Source organism: Micromonospora sp. BL4 (genome assembly GCF_003667505.1).
Classification (GTDB): domain Bacteria; phylum Actinomycetota; class Actinomycetes; order Mycobacteriales; family Micromonosporaceae; genus Micromonospora.
In genome coordinates this window covers 40,661-56,653 of record NZ_RCVJ01000192.1, presented here as the reverse complement: position 1 = coordinate 56,653, position 15,993 = coordinate 40,661, and the positions used below count along the sequence as shown (strand labels likewise).

Annotated in this window: 15 protein-coding genes; 13 read left to right on the top strand and 2 right to left on the bottom strand. The window is 74.1% G+C overall.

Translation table 11 applies throughout. The annotated features are described in order from the left end of the window. The first annotated feature begins 204 nt into the window (after positions 1-204). The 13 genes from EAD89_RS25790 (at position 205) to EAD89_RS25730 (ending at position 13,818) form a co-directional block, all read left to right on the top strand. Positions 205-1,479 carry an adenosylmethionine--8-amino-7-oxononanoate transaminase gene (locus EAD89_RS25790; RefSeq protein WP_121677512.1) on the top strand — a complete coding sequence of 425 codons (1,275 nt, stop codon included), beginning with the start codon at positions 205-207 and terminating at the stop codon, positions 1,477-1,479. 72 nt (positions 1,480-1,551) lie between these two features. Beyond that, positions 1,552-2,388 carry an orotidine-5'-phosphate decarboxylase gene (gene pyrF, locus EAD89_RS25785; RefSeq protein ID WP_121677511.1) on the top strand — a complete coding sequence of 279 codons (837 nt, stop codon included), beginning with the start codon at positions 1,552-1,554 and terminating at the stop codon, positions 2,386-2,388. 178 nt (positions 2,389-2,566) lie between these two features. Further along, positions 2,567-2,884: an integration host factor, actinobacterial type gene (mihF, locus tag EAD89_RS25780; RefSeq protein ID WP_007458370.1), complete on the top strand. Its 318-nt coding sequence runs from the start codon at positions 2,567-2,569 to the stop codon at positions 2,882-2,884. A 25-nt stretch (positions 2,885-2,909) separates the two neighbouring features. Continuing rightward, on the top strand, positions 2,910-3,443 hold the full coding sequence (locus EAD89_RS25775; RefSeq protein ID WP_121677510.1) for a guanylate kinase: 534 nt from the start codon (positions 2,910-2,912) through the stop codon (positions 3,441-3,443). Positions 3,444-3,506: 63 nt separating this feature from the next. Further along, complete coding sequence (gene rpoZ / locus EAD89_RS25770) at positions 3,507-3,770, top strand: DNA-directed RNA polymerase subunit omega (RefSeq protein ID WP_030335666.1); 264 nt, start codon at positions 3,507-3,509, stop codon at positions 3,768-3,770. Between the two features lie 14 nt (positions 3,771-3,784). Further along, positions 3,785-4,993 (top strand): bifunctional phosphopantothenoylcysteine decarboxylase/phosphopantothenate--cysteine ligase CoaBC, encoded by a 1,209-nt coding sequence (gene coaBC, locus EAD89_RS25765; protein WP_121677509.1) that lies wholly within the window; start codon positions 3,785-3,787, stop codon positions 4,991-4,993. 87 nt (positions 4,994-5,080) lie between these two features. Further along, positions 5,081-6,274 carry a methionine adenosyltransferase gene (metK, locus tag EAD89_RS25760; protein WP_121653394.1) on the top strand — a complete coding sequence of 398 codons (1,194 nt, stop codon included), beginning with the start codon at positions 5,081-5,083 and terminating at the stop codon, positions 6,272-6,274. Between the two features lie 59 nt (positions 6,275-6,333). Further along, positions 6,334-8,250 carry a primosomal protein N' gene (locus tag EAD89_RS25755; protein ID WP_233579122.1) on the top strand — a complete coding sequence of 639 codons (1,917 nt, stop codon included), beginning with the start codon at positions 6,334-6,336 and terminating at the stop codon, positions 8,248-8,250. Between the two features lie 256 nt (positions 8,251-8,506). Next, positions 8,507-9,490, top strand: coding sequence for an AAA family ATPase (locus tag EAD89_RS25750; protein ID WP_121677508.1), 984 nt, complete (start codon positions 8,507-8,509; stop codon positions 9,488-9,490). Between the two features lie 87 nt (positions 9,491-9,577). Further along, a complete protein-coding gene (locus EAD89_RS25745; RefSeq protein ID WP_121677507.1) occupies positions 9,578-10,846 on the top strand; it encodes a cytochrome P450 in 1,269 nt (422 codons plus the stop codon). Positions 10,847-10,892: 46 nt separating this feature from the next. Further along, a complete protein-coding gene (def, locus tag EAD89_RS25740) occupies positions 10,893-11,453 on the top strand; it encodes a peptide deformylase (protein WP_121652177.1) in 561 nt (186 codons plus the stop codon). Positions 11,454-11,458: 5 nt separating this feature from the next. After that, positions 11,459-12,385, top strand: coding sequence for a methionyl-tRNA formyltransferase (gene fmt, locus EAD89_RS25735; RefSeq protein WP_121677532.1), 927 nt, complete (start codon positions 11,459-11,461; stop codon positions 12,383-12,385). Next, on the top strand, positions 12,382-13,818 hold the full coding sequence (locus EAD89_RS25730; protein WP_121677506.1) for an RsmB/NOP family class I SAM-dependent RNA methyltransferase: 1,437 nt from the start codon (positions 12,382-12,384) through the stop codon (positions 13,816-13,818). The genes fmt and EAD89_RS25730 overlap by 4 nt, the downstream gene beginning before the upstream one ends. 68 nt (positions 13,819-13,886) lie before the next feature. Here the strand turns inward: EAD89_RS25730 and EAD89_RS25725 are convergent, their stop codons facing one another. Beyond that, a complete protein-coding gene (locus EAD89_RS25725) occupies positions 13,887-14,777 on the bottom strand; it encodes a septum formation family protein (protein ID WP_121677505.1) in 891 nt (296 codons plus the stop codon). Between the two features lie 84 nt (positions 14,778-14,861). Continuing rightward, the gene (locus EAD89_RS25720) at positions 14,862-15,752 is read right to left on the bottom strand and encodes a septum formation family protein (RefSeq protein WP_121677504.1); all 891 of its coding nucleotides are present in this window, start codon (positions 15,750-15,752) and stop codon (positions 14,862-14,864) included. Positions 15,753-15,993: the final 241 nt, after the last annotated feature.

Here is a 15,993-nt window from a genome sequence, read left to right as displayed (position 1 = left end):
GTGGCACGGCCATGGATTCCCGGAGCTGCAGGGTGGCGCGTCCGCGGGGTGGCGCGTCCGGGGGTGGCGTGGACGCGGGGTGGCGCGTCCGCGGGTGCAGAGCAAAGGCGGCCGGTGGGGTGCTCCGGGTCGGCCCCGGGCGTTCCGCACCGCAGCGGCCGCCCCGGCCGGACCAGCGTCCGCCGCAGTTGGGAAGGAGCACGCATGACGCCTGAGGAGATCCTGGTCGCCGACCGGGCACACGTCTGGCACCCGTACGCCGCGCTGCCGCCGGCGAACCCGCCGTATGTGGTGCAGAGCGCCGAGGGGGTGCGGCTGCGGCTGGCGGACGGCCGGGAGCTGGTGGACGGGATGTCGTCCTGGTGGGCGGCGATCCACGGCTACCGGCACCCGACGTTGGACGCGGCGGTGACCGACCAGCTCGGCCGGATGAGCCACGTGATGTTCGGCGGGCTCACGCACGAGCCCGCGGTCCAGCTCGCCCGGACCCTGGTCGAACTGAGCCCGGACGGTCTGGAGCACGTCTTCCTGGCCGACTCCGGCTCGGTCAGCGTCGAGGTGGCGATGAAGATGTGCCTGCAGTACCAGCGGGCCGTCGGCCGACCGCAGAGGCGCCGGCTGGCGACCTGGCGTGGCGGCTACCACGGCGACACGTTCCACCCGATGAGCGTCTGCGACCCGGAGGGCGGGATGCACCACCTGTGGGGCGACGTGCTGCCCCGGCAGGTGTTCGCACCGGTCCCGCCGGGTGGGTTCGCCGATCCGCCCGACGAGGCGTACGTGGCGGCGCTGGTGGACGCGGTCGAGCGGCACGCCGACGAACTGGCCGCGGTGATCGTCGAGCCGGTGGTGCAGGGCGCCGGCGGGATGCGTTTCCACCATCCGGGGTACCTGCGGGTGCTGCGCGAGGTGACCCGCGCGCACGGGATCCTGCTGATCTTCGACGAGATCGCCACCGGCTTCGGGCGTACCGGCACGATGTTCGCCGCTGAGCACGCCGGGGTGGCCCCGGACGTGATGTGCGTGGGCAAGGCGCTCACCGGTGGCTACCTGACCCTGGCGGCGACGCTCTGCACCCCGCAGGTGGCCCAGGCGATCTCCGCCACGGGCGTGCTGGCGCACGGTCCCACCTTCATGGGCAACCCGTTGGCCTGCGCGGTGGCCAACGCCTCCATCGGGCTGCTGCGGGCCGGGGACTGGGCGGCGCAGGTGGCCAGGATCGGTGCGGGCCTGCGTGCCGGGCTGGAGCCGCTGCGCGGCGCGCCGGGCGTGGCCGACGTGCGGGTCCTCGGCGCGATCGGCGTGGTCCAACTCGATCACGACGTCGACCTCGGCGCGGCCACCACGGCGGCGGTGGGCCGGGGGGTGTGGCTGCGGCCGTTCCGCGACCTGATCTACACGATGCCGCCGTACGTCACCGACGACGCTGACGTGGCCCGGATCGCGTCCGGGGTGGCGGCGGCGGTGGCGGCCGGCTGAGCCGGCCCCGGTCGGTGGTTCAGAGCTACCCGTGGCGGGCTGCCGCCCGGACGAGGAGAGGGGAAGTACCCGATGGACAGCTTCGGCACCCGACTGCACCGGGCCGTCAGCGAGCGGGGACCGCTCTGTGTGGGCATCGACCCACATCCCGGTCTGCTGGCCCGCTGGGGCCTCAGCGACGACGTTCAGGGGCTCGAGCGGTTCACCCGGACCGTGGCCGACGCCCTCGGTGACCGGGTTGCGGTGGTCAAGCCTCAGTCGGCCTTTTTCGAGCGTTTCGGGTCCCGCGGTGTGGCGATTCTTGAGTCAACTATCCGACAGTTACGCGATGCCGGTTCGCTCGTTCTGCTGGACGTCAAGCGCGGCGACATCGGCTCGACGGTCAGCGCGTACGCCTCCGCGTACCTTGATCCATCCAGCCCGCTGTATGTCGATGCGGTGACCGCGAGCCCCTACCTGGGAGTAGGTTCCCTGGCGCCGATGTTCGAGCTGGCCGCCGAGCACGGCGGCGGCGTGTTCGTGCTGGCCCTCACCTCGAACCCGGAGGGAGCCGCCGTGCAGCGGGCCCGCACGGCCGACGGGCGCACCGTGGCGCAGACCGTGATCGACGAGATTTCCCAGCTCAACAGGGGTGCGACCCCTCTCGGCAGCTTCGGGCTGGTGGTCGGCGCGACCATCGGTGACACCGGTCACGACCTCTCCGAGGTGGGTGGTCCGCTGCTCGCGCCGGGGCTCGGCGCGCAGGGCGCCGGCGCTGCCGATCTGCGGACCGTCTTCGGTTCGAGCCTCGCCGGGGTGCTCCCGTCGTACTCCCGGGAGGTGCTCTCCGCGGGCCCCGACGCCACCGCCCTGCGGGCCGCCGCGGACCGGGTGCTGGCCGAGTGCCGGGGCGTTCTGGCTGCCCGGTGACTGACTGACGGCTCGGTCACTTTGCGATGATCATCGCGCGCCCACGTTGCCGAAAGCTCCGTTGACCGCTAGTTTTCCCCGCGCTGGGAACCACGGACCCCTTGGTTCACAGCGACACCACGTTTCACAGATGCGGCGGTGCGCCCCGCCCGCCGCGATAGGGACCTGAGGAGAACTGGTGCCGCTCCCGTCACTGACCCCCGAACAGCGCGCTGCCGCGCTCGAGAAGGCCGCGGAGATCCGCAAGGCCCGTGCCGAGCTGAAGGAGCAGCTCAAGCAGGGCAAGACCACCCTCGGTGCCGTCCTTGAGCGGGCCGAGAGCGACGACGTCGTGGGTAAGCTCAAGGTTTCGGCCGTCCTGCAGGCCATGCCGGGCATCGGCAAGATCCGGGCTACCCAGATCATGGAGAAGCTCAAGATCGCCGACAGCCGTCGCCTGCGCGGCCTCGGTGAGCAGCAGCGCAAGGCACTGCTTGGAGAGTTCGCCGCCAACTGAACCTGGCAGCGTGTAGAAACAAGCAGTGAGCACGGATGACGAGGCGCGCCCGGCGGCTCGGCTCACTGTCCTGGCTGGACCTTCGGGTTCCGGCAGGGAGAGTGTCGTCGAGCTCGTCCGGGCGCGTTCTCCGTCCGTGTGGATCCCGGTGCCGGCGACCACCCGGCCGCGCCGGGAGCGGGAGACCGACGGGGAGGACCGGGTCTTCCTCGCTCCCGCCGAGTTCGACCGCCGGGCGGCCGCCGGCGAGCTGCTGGAGTGGTCCCGGATCGGCCCGCACTGCCGGGGCACGCCGTACGCGCCGCTGCGCGCCCGGCTCGACGCGGGGCAGCCGGTGCTGCTCTCCCTCGACCTGACCGGCGCCCAACTGGTCCGGGCACGACTGCCCGACGCCCGGCTGGTGCTGCTGATCCCGCCCGGTCACCGACCCGACGCGGCCGTGGCGGCGACCTTCGAGCACGCCCTGACCCACGACCTCACCGATCGAGTGGTTGCCGAGCTGGTAGGCTTACTCGGTTCTTCTTATCCGGATCCGGCCTGGTCGCGCGTGCGTGGCTGACCGCCGGCCCCGTTGAGACTCAGCACCGCGTCCGCGCGGCTCGAAAGACGCAGAGGTTAATTCGTGGGATCCATCGCCAACCCCGAAGGCATCACCAACCCGCCGATCGACGAGCTCCTCGAGAAGACGACGTCGAAGTACGCGCTGGTCATCTTCGCCGCCAAGCGCGCGCGCCAGGTGAACGCCTACTACAGCCAGCTCGGCGAGGGCCTGCTGGAGTACGTCGGCCCGCTCGTCGAGACCACCCCCCAGGAGAAGCCCCTCTCCATCGCCATGCGCGAGATCAACTCGGGCCTGCTCACCGCCGAGCCGACCGACCAGCCGTAAGCCCGCACGCGTCGATGTCCGCCGGGATCGTCCTCGGGGTCGGCGGCGGCATCGCCGCCTACAAGGCCTGCGAGCTGCTGCGCCTCTTCACCGAATCGGGTCACCGGGTTCGTGTCGTGCCGACCGCGTCGGCGCTCCGCTTCGTCGTCGCGCCGACCTGGGCGGCGCTCTCCGGCCAGCCGATCGCCGACGACGTCTGGTCCGACGTGCACGAGGTGCCGCACGTGCGGCTCGGCCAGCAGGCCGACCTGGTGGTGGTCGCGCCGACCACCGCCGACCTGCTCGCCAAGGCCGCCCACGGGCTCGCCGACGACCTGCTGACCAACACGCTGCTGACGGCGCGCTGCCCGGTGGTGCTGGCTCCGGCCATGCACACCGAGATGTGGGAGCACCCGGCCACCGTGGCCAACGTCGCCACGCTGCGCGCCCGCGGCGTCCGGGTCATCGAGCCGGCCGTCGGCCGGCTCACCGGCGTCGACACCGGCAAGGGCCGGCTGCCCGACCCGGCGGAGATCTTCGCGGTCGCCCATCGGGTCCTGGCCCGGGGCGGGCCCGCCCCCGCCGACCTGGCCGGCCGCCGGGTGGTGGTCACCGCGGGTGGCACCCGCGAGCCGCTGGATCCGGTCCGGTTCCTCGGCAACCGCTCCTCCGGCAAGCAGGGGTACGCGTTCGCCCGGGCGGCCGTCGCCCGGGGCGCCCGGGTCACCCTGATCACGGCCAACGTCTCCCTCGCCGACCCGGCCGGGGTCGACCTGGTCCGGGTGGGCACCACCGGTGAGCTGCGGGAGGCGACGCTGAAGGCCGCCGTCGACGCCGACGCGGTGGTGATGGCGGCGGCTCCGGCTGATTTCCGGCCGGCGACGTACGCGCCTGGCAAAATCAAGAAGTCGGACGACGGTGTCGCGCCCACCATCGAGCTCGTCACGAACCCGGACATCGCGGCGGAGCTCGGCCAGCGCAAACGACCGGAGCAGGTGCTGGTGGTGTTCGCCGCCGAGACCGGCGACGCGGAGGCCAACGGCCGGGCCAAACTCGCCCGGAAGCGGGCCGACCTGATCGTGGTCAACGAGGTCGGCGCGGACAAGGTCTTCGGCGCCGACACCAACACGGTGACGGTCATCGGCGCGGACGGCTCGGTCAGCCGGCTGCCGGAGCAGGCCAAGGAGGATGTGGCCGACTCGGTCTGGGATCTCGTCGTGGCGCGGTTGGCCAACCGCTCCTGACGGGTGGAACAGGGCACGACCGATCCCGACACCCGCCGCAGCGGTGACTAGACTGCCGCGGAACGACTTCACACGCTTAGGAGTGCCGTGACACGCCGCCTCTTCACGTCCGAATCGGTCACGGAAGGCCACCCGGACAAGATCGCCGACCAGATCAGCGATGGCATCCTCGACGCGCTGCTCGCCGAGGATCCGCACAGCAGGGTGGCGGTGGAGACCATGATCACCACCGGCCAGGTGCACATCGCCGGTGAGGTCACCACCAAGGCGTACGCCGACATCCCGACGATCGTCCGCCGGACGATCCTCGACATCGGCTACGACTCGTCGAAGAAGGGCTTCGACGGCGCCTCCTGCGGGGTCAGCGTCTCGATCGGAGCGCAGTCCGAGGACATCGCGCAGGGCGTGGACAACGCCTTCGAGCTGCGTACCGGCGCCTCGGAGAGCGCGCTGGACGCGCAGGGCGCCGGCGACCAGGGCATGATGTTCGGCTTCGCCTGCTCGGAGACGCCCGAGCTGATGCCGCTGCCGATCGCCCTGGCGCACCGGCTGGCCCGCCGCCTCGCCGCGGTGCGCAAGGACGGCACCATCCCGTACCTGCGCCCGGACGGCAAGACCCAGGTGACCATCGAGTACGAGGGGCTGCGCCCGGTCCGGCTCAACACCGTGGTCGTGTCCAGCCAGCACGCCGCGGACATCTCGTTGGAGTCGCTGCTCACCCCGGACGTGCGTGACCACGTCATCGCTCCGGAGCTGGAGAGCCTCGGTCTGGACACCGACGGCTACCGGCTGCTGGTCAACCCGACCGGCCGCTTCGAGATCGGTGGCCCGATGGGCGACGCCGGGCTGACCGGCCGCAAGATCATCGTCGACACCTACGGCGGGTACGCCCGGCACGGCGGCGGCGCGTTCTCCGGCAAGGACCCGTCCAAGGTGGACCGCTCGGCCGCGTACGCGATGCGCTGGGTGGCCAAGAACGTGGTCGCCGCCGGCCTGGCCGAGCGGTGCGAGGCCCAGGTCGCGTACGCCATCGGCAAGGCGCACCCGGTGAGCCTGTTCATCGAGACGTTCGGCACCGAGACCGTGCCGGTCGCCTCGATCGAGAAGGCCGTCACCGAGGTGTTCGACCTGCGCCCGGCCGCGATCATCCGGGACCTGAACCTGCTCCGCCCGATCTACCAGCAGACCGCCGCGTACGGCCACTTCGGCCGCGAGCTGCCGGACCTGACCTGGGAGAGCACCGACCGGGCCGCCGACCTCAAGTCGGCCGCGGGAGCCTGACCGCCACCAGGCGCAGCGACCGGCGACCCGCGGAAGGGTCGCCGGTCGCGCGCGTCTGCGTGGACGTCCCGCTGGCGCACCTGGACCGGCCGTTCGACTACCTGGTGCCGGCCGACCTGGACGCCGCGGCGGTGCCCGGCACCCGGGTGAAGGTGCGCTTCGCGGGGCAGCTCGTCGACGGCTGGCTGCTGGCCCGCGCCGACGACTCCGGGCACACAGGCCGGCTCGCCTACCTGGAGAAGGTGGTCTCGCCGGAGCCGGTGCTGGCGCCCGAGATCGCCCGGTTGGCCCGCGCGGTCGCCGACCGGTACGCGGGCAGCCTCGCCGACGTGCTCCGGCTCGCGGTGCCACCCCGGCACGCCCGGGTCGAGAAGGAGGCCCGCGGCGATCAGACCAGCGCGCCGGTGGCCTCCGACGAGCCGGCCGTCGACCCGCGCGGGTGGCGGGACTACCCGACCGGTCCGGCCCTGCTGCGCGCGCTCACCGACGGACGGGCGCCGCGGGCCGTCTGGTCGGCGCTGCCCGGCGAGGACTGGGCCGCCCGCTACGCCGACGCGGTCGCCGCCACCGTCGCCGGGGGACGCGGCGCGGTCGTCGTGGTGGCCGACGCCCGCGACCTCGATCGGCTGGACGCCGCGCTCACCGGCGTGCTCGGCCCGGGACGGCACGTCACCCTCTCCGCCGCGCTCGGTCCGGCCCGGCGCTACCGCGCCTTCCTCGCCGCCCGGCGCGGGGAGGTGCCGGTGGTGATCGGCACCCGGGCGGCGATGTTCGCCCCGGTGGACCGGCTCGGCCTGGTCGCGGTCTGGGACGACGGCGACGACCTGCACGCCGAGCCGCGCGCGCCCTATCCGCACGCCCGGGACGTGCTGCTCACCCGCGCCCAGCTCGCCGAGGCCGGCGCGCTGGTCGGCGGGTACGCCCGCACCGCCGAGGCGCAGCTGCTGGTGGAGACCGGCTGGGCCCGGGAGGTGGTCGCCGACCGGACGACCGTGCGGGCCCGTATCCCGGCCATCGCGCCGACCGGCGACGACCCGCAGCTGGCCCGCGATCCCGGGGCGGCCACCGCCCGGCTGCCCAGCCTGGCCTGGACGGCCGCCCGCGACGCCCTGCGGGCGGACCTGCCGGTGCTGGTGCAGGTGCCCCGGCGCGGCTACCTGCCCTCGATCGCCTGCGCGGACTGCCGGACCCCGGCCCGCTGCGCGCACTGCGCCGGTCCGCTCGCGCTGCCCTCGGCGGGCGGCACCCCGGCCTGCCGCTGGTGCGCCCGGGTAGCCGCCGCGTACGCCTGCCCCGAGTGCGGTGGGCGGCGGCTGCGGGCCGCGGTGACCGGCGCCCGGCGTACCGCGGAAGAGCTGGGCCGGGCGTTCCCCGGCGTGCCGGTGCGGACCTCGGGCCGGGAGGAGGTGCTGAGCGACGTGCCCGGCGGCGCGGCCGTGGTGGTCGCCACGCCCGGCGCCGAGCCGGTCGCCGAGGGCGGCTACGGCGCGGTGCTGCTGCTCGACTCGTGGGCCCTGCTGACCCGGGCCGACCTGCGCGCCGGCGAGGAGGCGCTGCGCCGCTGGCTGGCCGCCGCGGCGCTGGCTCGTCCGGCCCCGGCCGGCCGGGTGGTGGTGGTCGCCGACGGGGCGCTCGCCCCGGTGCAGGCGTTGCTGCGCTGGGACGCCGGCTGGTTCGCCGGCCGGGAACTGGCCGAGCGCCGCGAGCTGGGCTTCCCGCCGGCGGTACGGATGGCCAGCGTCACCGGTCCGGCCGAGGCGGTGGCCGACCTGCTCGACGCGGCCCGGCTGCCGGCCGACGCGGAGGTGCTCGGGCCGGTGCCGGCCGAGGAGGGCCGCGAGCGGATGCTGGTGCGGGTGCCCCGGGCCCGGGCCGCCGCGCTGGCCGAGGCGCTGCACTCGGCCGCTGGGGCGCGCGCGGCCCGCAAGGCCGCCGATCCCGTCCGCCTCCAGGTCGATCCGCTGAGCCTGTTCTGAGCCGGGCGGCGGGCGCCGGCGGCCCGCCGACCTGGGCCGCAGCCCCGGCTCCCGCACACCGCGTCCGGCAAAGCGGTGGCGGCAGGGTGGTAGCATCGCCCGTCATGCCCGGGCGCACGACGGATCCAGGTCGCGGCGCGGCGTCAGACACGCCGAGCTGGAGCCGTCACAGGATGGCAGCGACGATGGCGGGAACGCGTCGGTCGGACGCGATGTCGATGATGTCAAAGAGCCGGTGATCAGGGGTGGACCAGTCGTGACCGTTCGACAATCGATCGTCTTCAACGGCGACCTCGGCAGCGGCAAGAGCACCGTGTCGGTGGAGATCGCCAAGCGGCTCGGCATGCGCCGGGTCAGCGTGGGTGACCTCTACCGGGAGATGGCGCAGCAGCGGCAGATGACCGCGTTGCAGCTCAACCTGCACGCCGAGCTCGACCAGGCCGTCGACGGCTACGTCGACCAGCTCCAACGGGACATCGCCGCCTCCGGCGAGAGCCTCGTCATGGACTCCCGGCTGGCGTGGCACTTCTTCACCGACGCGCTCAAGGTGCACATGATCACCGAGCCGGGCGAGGCGGCCCGCCGCGTGCTGGCCCGGCCCTCCGGGCCGGCGGAGAGCTACGCCACTCTCCAGGAGGCCAAGGCCAAGCTGCGCGAGCGCAGCGAGAGCGAGCGCAACCGGTTCATCATCCGGTACGGGGTGGACAAGGCCCGGCTGCGCAACTATGACCTGATCTGCGACACCACCCGGGCCTCCGCCGCCGAGGTGGTCGAGCACATCATCGCCGCGTACGAGGGGACGCTCGGTGGTGAGGTGCTGCGCGACGAGCCACCGCTGCTGCTGCTGGACCCGGCCCGGGTCTACCCGACCGAGGACATCGCCACCCTGCGCGGACTGTGGGACTCCGAGTTCGTCAGCGATGTGGCCGAGGCCGGCGACTCGGCGCTGAAGCCGCTGAGGATCGGGTTCACCGGTGAGTACTTCTTCGTCGTCGATGGTCACCGCCGGCTCAGCGCCGCCCTGCAGAACGGCTTCTCCCTGGTCCCCGCCCAGCTCGTGGCGGAGGTCGACGAGCCGGTGGTCGGCGGGATGAGCGCGATCGACTACTTCGTCGCGCAGGTGCGTCCCGGCCTGGTCTACGACTGGGAGGCCGCCCACAAGATCCAGCTGCCGCTGCCGGAGCCCGCGCTGCTCGGCGGCGACGCGGTCCTCGCGGGGGACCCGGGCGCCAGCGCCTGACCCCGTAGCCGTCCTCGTCCGGGGCGGCGGCGCCGGAGGCGACGCGGGCATGATGGAGCCTCCGACGCATCGACGGGGAGGCCGGCCATGGAGGCTGCCGAGGCGCTCACACTGCTCATGTCGCCGCAGGGGCGGGTCGACCCGTACCCGACGTACGAGCGGCTGCGGGCGCACGGGCCGGTGGTGCAGGCCCTGCCCGGCCTGTACGTGGTGACCGGCTACCCGGAGGCCGACGAGCTGCTGCGCGACCCCCGGCTCGGGGTGCTGGACGACGCGCTGCGGGACCAGGTCTGGCCGAACTGGCGCGAGAGCCCGGCGATCTCGTCGATCGCCCGGTCCATGCTGCGGACCAACCCGCCCGACCACAGCCGGATGCGCCGACTCGCCGCCGGCGCGTTCAGCCCGCGCCGGATCGCCGGGATGCGCGACGTGGTGCGCGCCCAGGCGGAGGGGCTGCTCGACGACATGCTGGAGCGTGCCGCGGACGGAGCGCCCGTCGACGTGCTGGCCGACTTCGCGTACCCGCTGCCGGTGGGGGTGATCTGCGCGCTGCTCGGCGTGCCGGCCACCGACCGGCCGCTGTTCCGCCGCTGGGCCGGCGACCTGACCGGGGTGCTGGAGCCGGAGATCACCGCCGAGGAGCTGGCCGTCGCCGACGCGGGCGCCGCCGAGCTGCGCGCGTACTTCACGGAGCTGGTCGCCGCCCGCCGCCGGGCGCCCGCCGACGACCTGACCACCGCGCTGGTCCAGGTGCACGACACCGACGGCGAACGGCTCACCGGCGACGAGCTGCTGGCCAACCTGGTGGTGCTGCTGGTCGCCGGCTTCGAGACCACCACCAACCTGCTCGGCAACGGCCTGGTGGTGCTGCTGCGGCACCCCGGGGCCGCGGCCGCGCTGCGCGCGGACCCCGGGCTCGCCCCGGCGTACGTCGAGGAGCTGCTGCGCTACGACTCGCCGGTGCAGCTGACCACCCGGACCAGCACCGCACCGGTGCGCTGCGGCGGGTTGGACCTGCCGGCCGGCAGCACGGCGCTGCTGCTGCTCGGGGCGGCCAACCGGGATCCGCGCCGGTTCCCCGACCCGCAGCGCTTCGACCCGACCCGCGACCAGGCGCATCCGCTCTCCTTCGGCGCCGGCCCGCACTACTGTCTCGGCGCCGGGCTGGCCCGGCTGGAGGCGCAGCTGGCCTTCCCGATGCTGCTGCGCCGGCTGCCCGAGCTGGCCCTGGCCGGGGCGCCCCGGCACCGGACCCGGCTGACCCTGCGCGGGTACGAGAGCCTGCCGGTGACGCTGGGCACACCCGCGGTGGCCGATCGAGGTACGCCGGCCGGCGCCCACCCGGGCACTCCGTAGACTGGTACGGCACCGCTCGTCCCACCCCATGAAGGAGCCGTCCCGCGTGACCGTCCAGCCCATCCGTCTGTTTGGGGATCCGGTGCTGCGCACGCCGGCCGATCCGGTGGTCGACTTCGACGTCGAGCTGCGTAGGCTCATCGCCGATCTGACCGACACGATGCGTGAGCAGAACGGGGCCGGCCTGGCCGCGCCACAGCTCGGTGTGGGCCTGCGGGTGTTCGCCTTCGACGTCGACGACGTGCTGGGGCACCTGGTCAACCCGGTGCTCGAATTCCCCGACGAGGAGGAGCAGGACGGCCCGGAGGGCTGCCTGTCCATCCCCGGGCTCTACTTCGACACCAAGCGCCGGCAGAACGTGATCGCCAAGGGCTTCAACGGCTACGGCGACCCGCTCCAGATCGTCGGCACCGGCCTGATGGCCCGCTGCGTGCAGCACGAGACCGACCACCTCGACGGTGTGCTCTTCCTGGACCGGCTCGACGCGGCCGGCCGCAAGGAGGCGATGAAGGCGATCCGCCAGGCCGAGTGGTACGACGCGTCCGCCCCGCCGGTGGTCAAGGTCAACCCGCACGCCGCGGGCAGCCCCTTCGGCCTGGGCCGGTGACCCGGATGCGTGTGATCTTCGCCGGTACGCCGGCCGTCGCCGTTCCCGCCCTGGCCGCCGTCGCCGCCTCCCGGCACGACCTCGTCGCGGTGGTCACCCGGCCCGACGCGCCCGCCGGGCGCGGGCGTGGCCTGTCCCGTTCCCCGGTCGGCGAGTGGGCCGACGAGCACGGCGTCGAGGTGCTCACCCCGGACCGTCCCCGTGACCCGGAGTTCCTCGACCGGCTGCGTGAGCTGGCACCGGACTGCGTGCCGGTGGTCGCGTACGGCGCGCTGGTGCCGCCGGCGGCGCTGGAGATCCCCCGGTACGGCTGGATCAACCTGCACTTCTCGCTGCTGCCCGCCTGGCGCGGCGCCGCGCCCGTGCAGCACGCGGTGCTGCACGGTGACGAGCTGACCGGGGCCAGCGTCTTCCAGCTGGAGCAGGGCCTGGACACCGGTCCGGTCTTCGGCACCCTGACCGATGAGATCCGCGCCGGCGACACCTCCGGTGACCTGCTGGGTCGTCTCGCCGAGTCCGGTGCCGGGCTGCTGGTGGCGGTGCTCGACGCGATCGCCGACGGCACCGCCCGGGCCGAGCCGCAGCCGGCCGACGGGGTGTCACTGGCACCGAAACTGACCGTGGAGGACGCCCGCGTGCGCTGGACCGACCCGGCTTTCGCCGTGGACCGGCGGATCCGGGCCTGCACCCCGGCCCCGGGCCCCTGGACGACCTTCCGGGGCGAGCGGGTGAAGCTCGGCCCGGTGGTGGCGGCAGCCGACGGCCCCGACCTGAAGCCGGGGGAGCTGCTGGTGGAGAAGGCCCGGGTGCTGGTCGGCACGGCCACCGTGCCGGTGCGACTGGGTGAGGTCCGGGCCGCCGGAAAGCGGGCCATGCCGGCGACCGACTGGGCGCGCGGCGTCCGGGTCAGCGCCGGCGAGGAGCTCGCGTGACGGCCCCGGAGGGCACGCGCCCGACGCGGGGCGGCCCGTCCGCCGGTCGCGGCGGGGACCGCCGGCCGGCCCGGCCGCCGCTGGACCGGCCGCGGCGCGCGGCGTACGAGGCGGTCGCCGCGGTGCACCGCGACGACGCGTTCGCCAACCTGGTGCTGCCGACCATCCTGCGCGAGGAGGGGCTGTACGGCCGGGACGCGGCGTTCGCCACCGAGCTGACCTACGGCACCCTGCGTCACCTGGGCACGCTGGACGCGATCCTGACCGACGCGGCCGGCCGGGACGTGGCCCGGATCGACCCGCCGGTACGCGACGCGCTGCGGCTCGGGGCGTACCAGCTGCTGCACACCCGGGTGCCTCCGCACGCCGCGGTCTCGTCGACCGTGGACCTGGTCCGCGCGGTCGCGCCGGGCGCCACCGGGTTCGCCAACGCGGTGCTGCGCGAGGTGTCCACCCTCGACGCCGACGGCTGGGTGGCGAAGCTCGCCCCGCCCATGGAGACCGACCCGATCGGGCACCTGGCGCTGGCGTACAGCCATCCGCAGTGGATCGTGCGGGCGTTCTCCGAGGCCCTCGGCGGCGACCTGGGCGAGACGGCCCGACTGCTGATCGAGGACAACGAGCGCCCGCCGGTGCACCTGTGCGCCCGGCCCGGCCTGATCGACCCGGTCGAGCTGGCCGACCAGGTGGGCGGGGCGCCCGGCGCGTTCTCGCCGTACGCCGTCTATCTGCCCGGTGGCGCGCCCGGCGACGTGCCGGCGGTCGTCGACGGCCGGGCCCACGTCCAGGACGAGGGCTCCCAGCTGGTGGCCGCCGCGCTCGCCGCCGCGCCGCTGGACGGCCCGGACGGGCGCTGGCTGGACCTGTGCGCGGGTCCGGGCGGCAAGGCCGGGCTGCTCGGCGCGCTCGCCGCGCAGCGCGGCGCCCGGGTGACCGCGGTGGAGGTGGCCGAGCACCGGGCCCGGCTGGTCTCCCAGGCGACCCGTGGTCTGCCGGTGACCGTGCTGGCCATGGACGGCCGCGAGGTCGGTGCGGACCCGAAGCTGCCGGAGGGGCACTTCGACCGGGTGCTGGTTGACGCTCCGTGCACCGGGCTGGGGTCGCTGCGTCGCCGGCCGGAGTCGCGCTGGCGTCGCCAACCCTCCGACCTGCCGCCGCTGACCCGGCTGCAAAGGGAGCTGCTCGGCGCGGCGCTGCGGGCGGTCCGTCCGGGCGGGCTGGTCGCGTACGTCACCTGCTCGCCGCACACGGTCGAGACCCACGTGACGGTGACCGAGGCGGCTCGCCGCAGTGGGGTGTCGGTGGACTTCGTGGACGCCCGGCCGCTGCTGCCGGCCGGTATGCCCGGCCTGGGTGACGGCCCGACCGTGCAGCTCTGGCCGCACCGGCACGGCACCGACGCGATGTTCCTCGCCGTCCTGCGCCGAGGCTGAGCAGCCGTTCGACAAAGGAAGGGCCCCTGGACAGGGGCCCTTCCTCTTGGCTTCGGCGAAGTGGTGGGTCAGGTGACCGGGAGGCCCTTGGTGCCGGCGCCCTTCATCGAGCGGGTCAGGTTCCGGTCGCTGATCCACAGGAAGCACTGCACGCCACGGTTGCCGTTCTTCCACTCCTGCTCGTACGGCTGGTAGTAGATCGTCCCGGTGCGGAAGTCGAGCTGGGAGTTGTCCGGCACCTTGGCGTACCGGGCGGTCACCGTCTGGCAGGCCCGGTGGGTCCGCTTGGTGGTGCGGGTGAACTCGGCGTAGCTGACGTCCGGGGCCTTCCAGATGCCGACGAACTCGGCGTGGTGCCGGCTGGTGCACGAGACCGGCACCATCTCGTCGATGTCGTCCTTGACCAGCTTGGGGTTGAAGCAGCGGTACGCCAGAGGCGCCGCGCCGGTCAGCGCCCCCCGCAGGCTGCCGGTGCGCAGGCCGACGGAGGTGTCGTCGATGCTGGCGATCTCGGTGACGTCACAGCGGTACCAGCGGGCCCCACCGGCCCACGCCGGCGCCGAGGGCAGCACGACGGTCAGGCCGAGGCGGCCGGAGCGCCAGTCGGCGCCGACCGCCTTGCTGACCTCCTTGTCGCAGCCGGCCTGGGCGGCCCGCATGGCGACCGAGCCGGGCGGTGGGGGCGTCGCGCGGTCCGTGCCCGGGCCGCTGAGCGTGCCGACGTGCATGGTCTCCACCCGGTGCGACTCGGTGCACGCCACCGGGTTGTAGCCGGTAAGGTAGCCGACCTGCTGGGCGGCGTGGTGGCAGACGTCGGTGGCGGGAACGAACTGCTGCGCCGCGACGGGCGCCGGCCAGTCGTCGATGAGGTTCCGGTCAACTCCGGCGGGTGCGCCGCATCCGGCCAGCGCCAGGGCCGCCGTCGCGCCCACGGCGAGCGCCGTCAACCACCGTCGCATGCCCGACCTCCCGCCGCTGCTGGTCTCCGGCCGGCCCCCGGCCGGTCGGTAGCGCCACGGCGCAGCAGCATACGGCACCGGTGCTCAGATGGCCGGTAGTCCCTGGGGGCCCGCATTGCGCATCGAGCGGGTGAGTTTGCGGTCGTCGCTCCACAGGAAACAGCGCACCCCACGGTCGCCCTCCTCCCACTCCCGCTGTGATGGTGGGTAGTAGATGGACCCGGCCCGGTACGGCAGGTCGCTGTTGTTCGGCACCGCGGCGTACGCGGCGATCAACGCCATGCAGCGCCGGTGCGCCTGCTCGGCGGAGCGGGTGAAGTCCGCCCAGCTCATGTCGCGTTCCGCGTAGACGCCGACGAATTCGGCGCGGTGCGGCTCCGTGCAGAGCACCGGGGCCATGTAGTTGAGGTTGTCGCCGATCAGCTTGGGATCGAAGCAGCGGTGGGTCAGCGGGGTGTCGCCGATCAACGCGCCGCGCAGGCTGCCGACGCGGTTCACCGGCCGCGTGTTGTCGATGCTGCCGGTCTCGCTGAGATCGCAGCGGAACCAGCGTGCGCCGCCGGCCCAGGCCGGTGCCGAGGGCAGCGAGACCGACAGGGTGAGCCGTGCCGTGTGCCAGTCGCCGCCGAGCACCTCCCGGGCCCGCTGGTCACACTCGGCGCGGGCGGCTCGCAGGCCCGACGACCCCGGCTGGGGCCGGGTGGTGGCGCGCGCCGCGGCGCCGTCGAAGGTGCCGACGTGGATCGCCTCGGCCAGGTGGCTGCGCGCGCAGTCCACCGTCTCGTACGTGCTGGCCTGCACGATCGAGGTGACCCGGGGCAGGCAGGTGTCGGTGGCGGGGGTGAACGGTTTCGGGGCCCGCAGCGCCGGCCAGTCGTCGGTGAGGTCACCGTCGGCGCCCCGCGCAGGCCCGCAGCCGGCCAGCAGCACCATCGTGACGCCGGCCAGCGCCAGCGCTGGAAGCCACCGTCGCATCGTCCGCCCTCCCGGGAGCTGGCGACCGGTCACCGCGCCCCGCGGCGAGACCCCGGCGGGCGTGCAGCCTACGGCACCGTCCCGGTTGGAGTGTCGTCGCGTTTCCGTCGATCGGCCAGCCGTTGATGTCTGTTCGTCCGGATTCGGCGGCCCGGACCGACCAATTCTGCACCACTGGTCACCGCTGGATCACAGCGCGTCCCGGATGGTGCCGCGATGGGGGCGGCGGGTCACCGCGTTC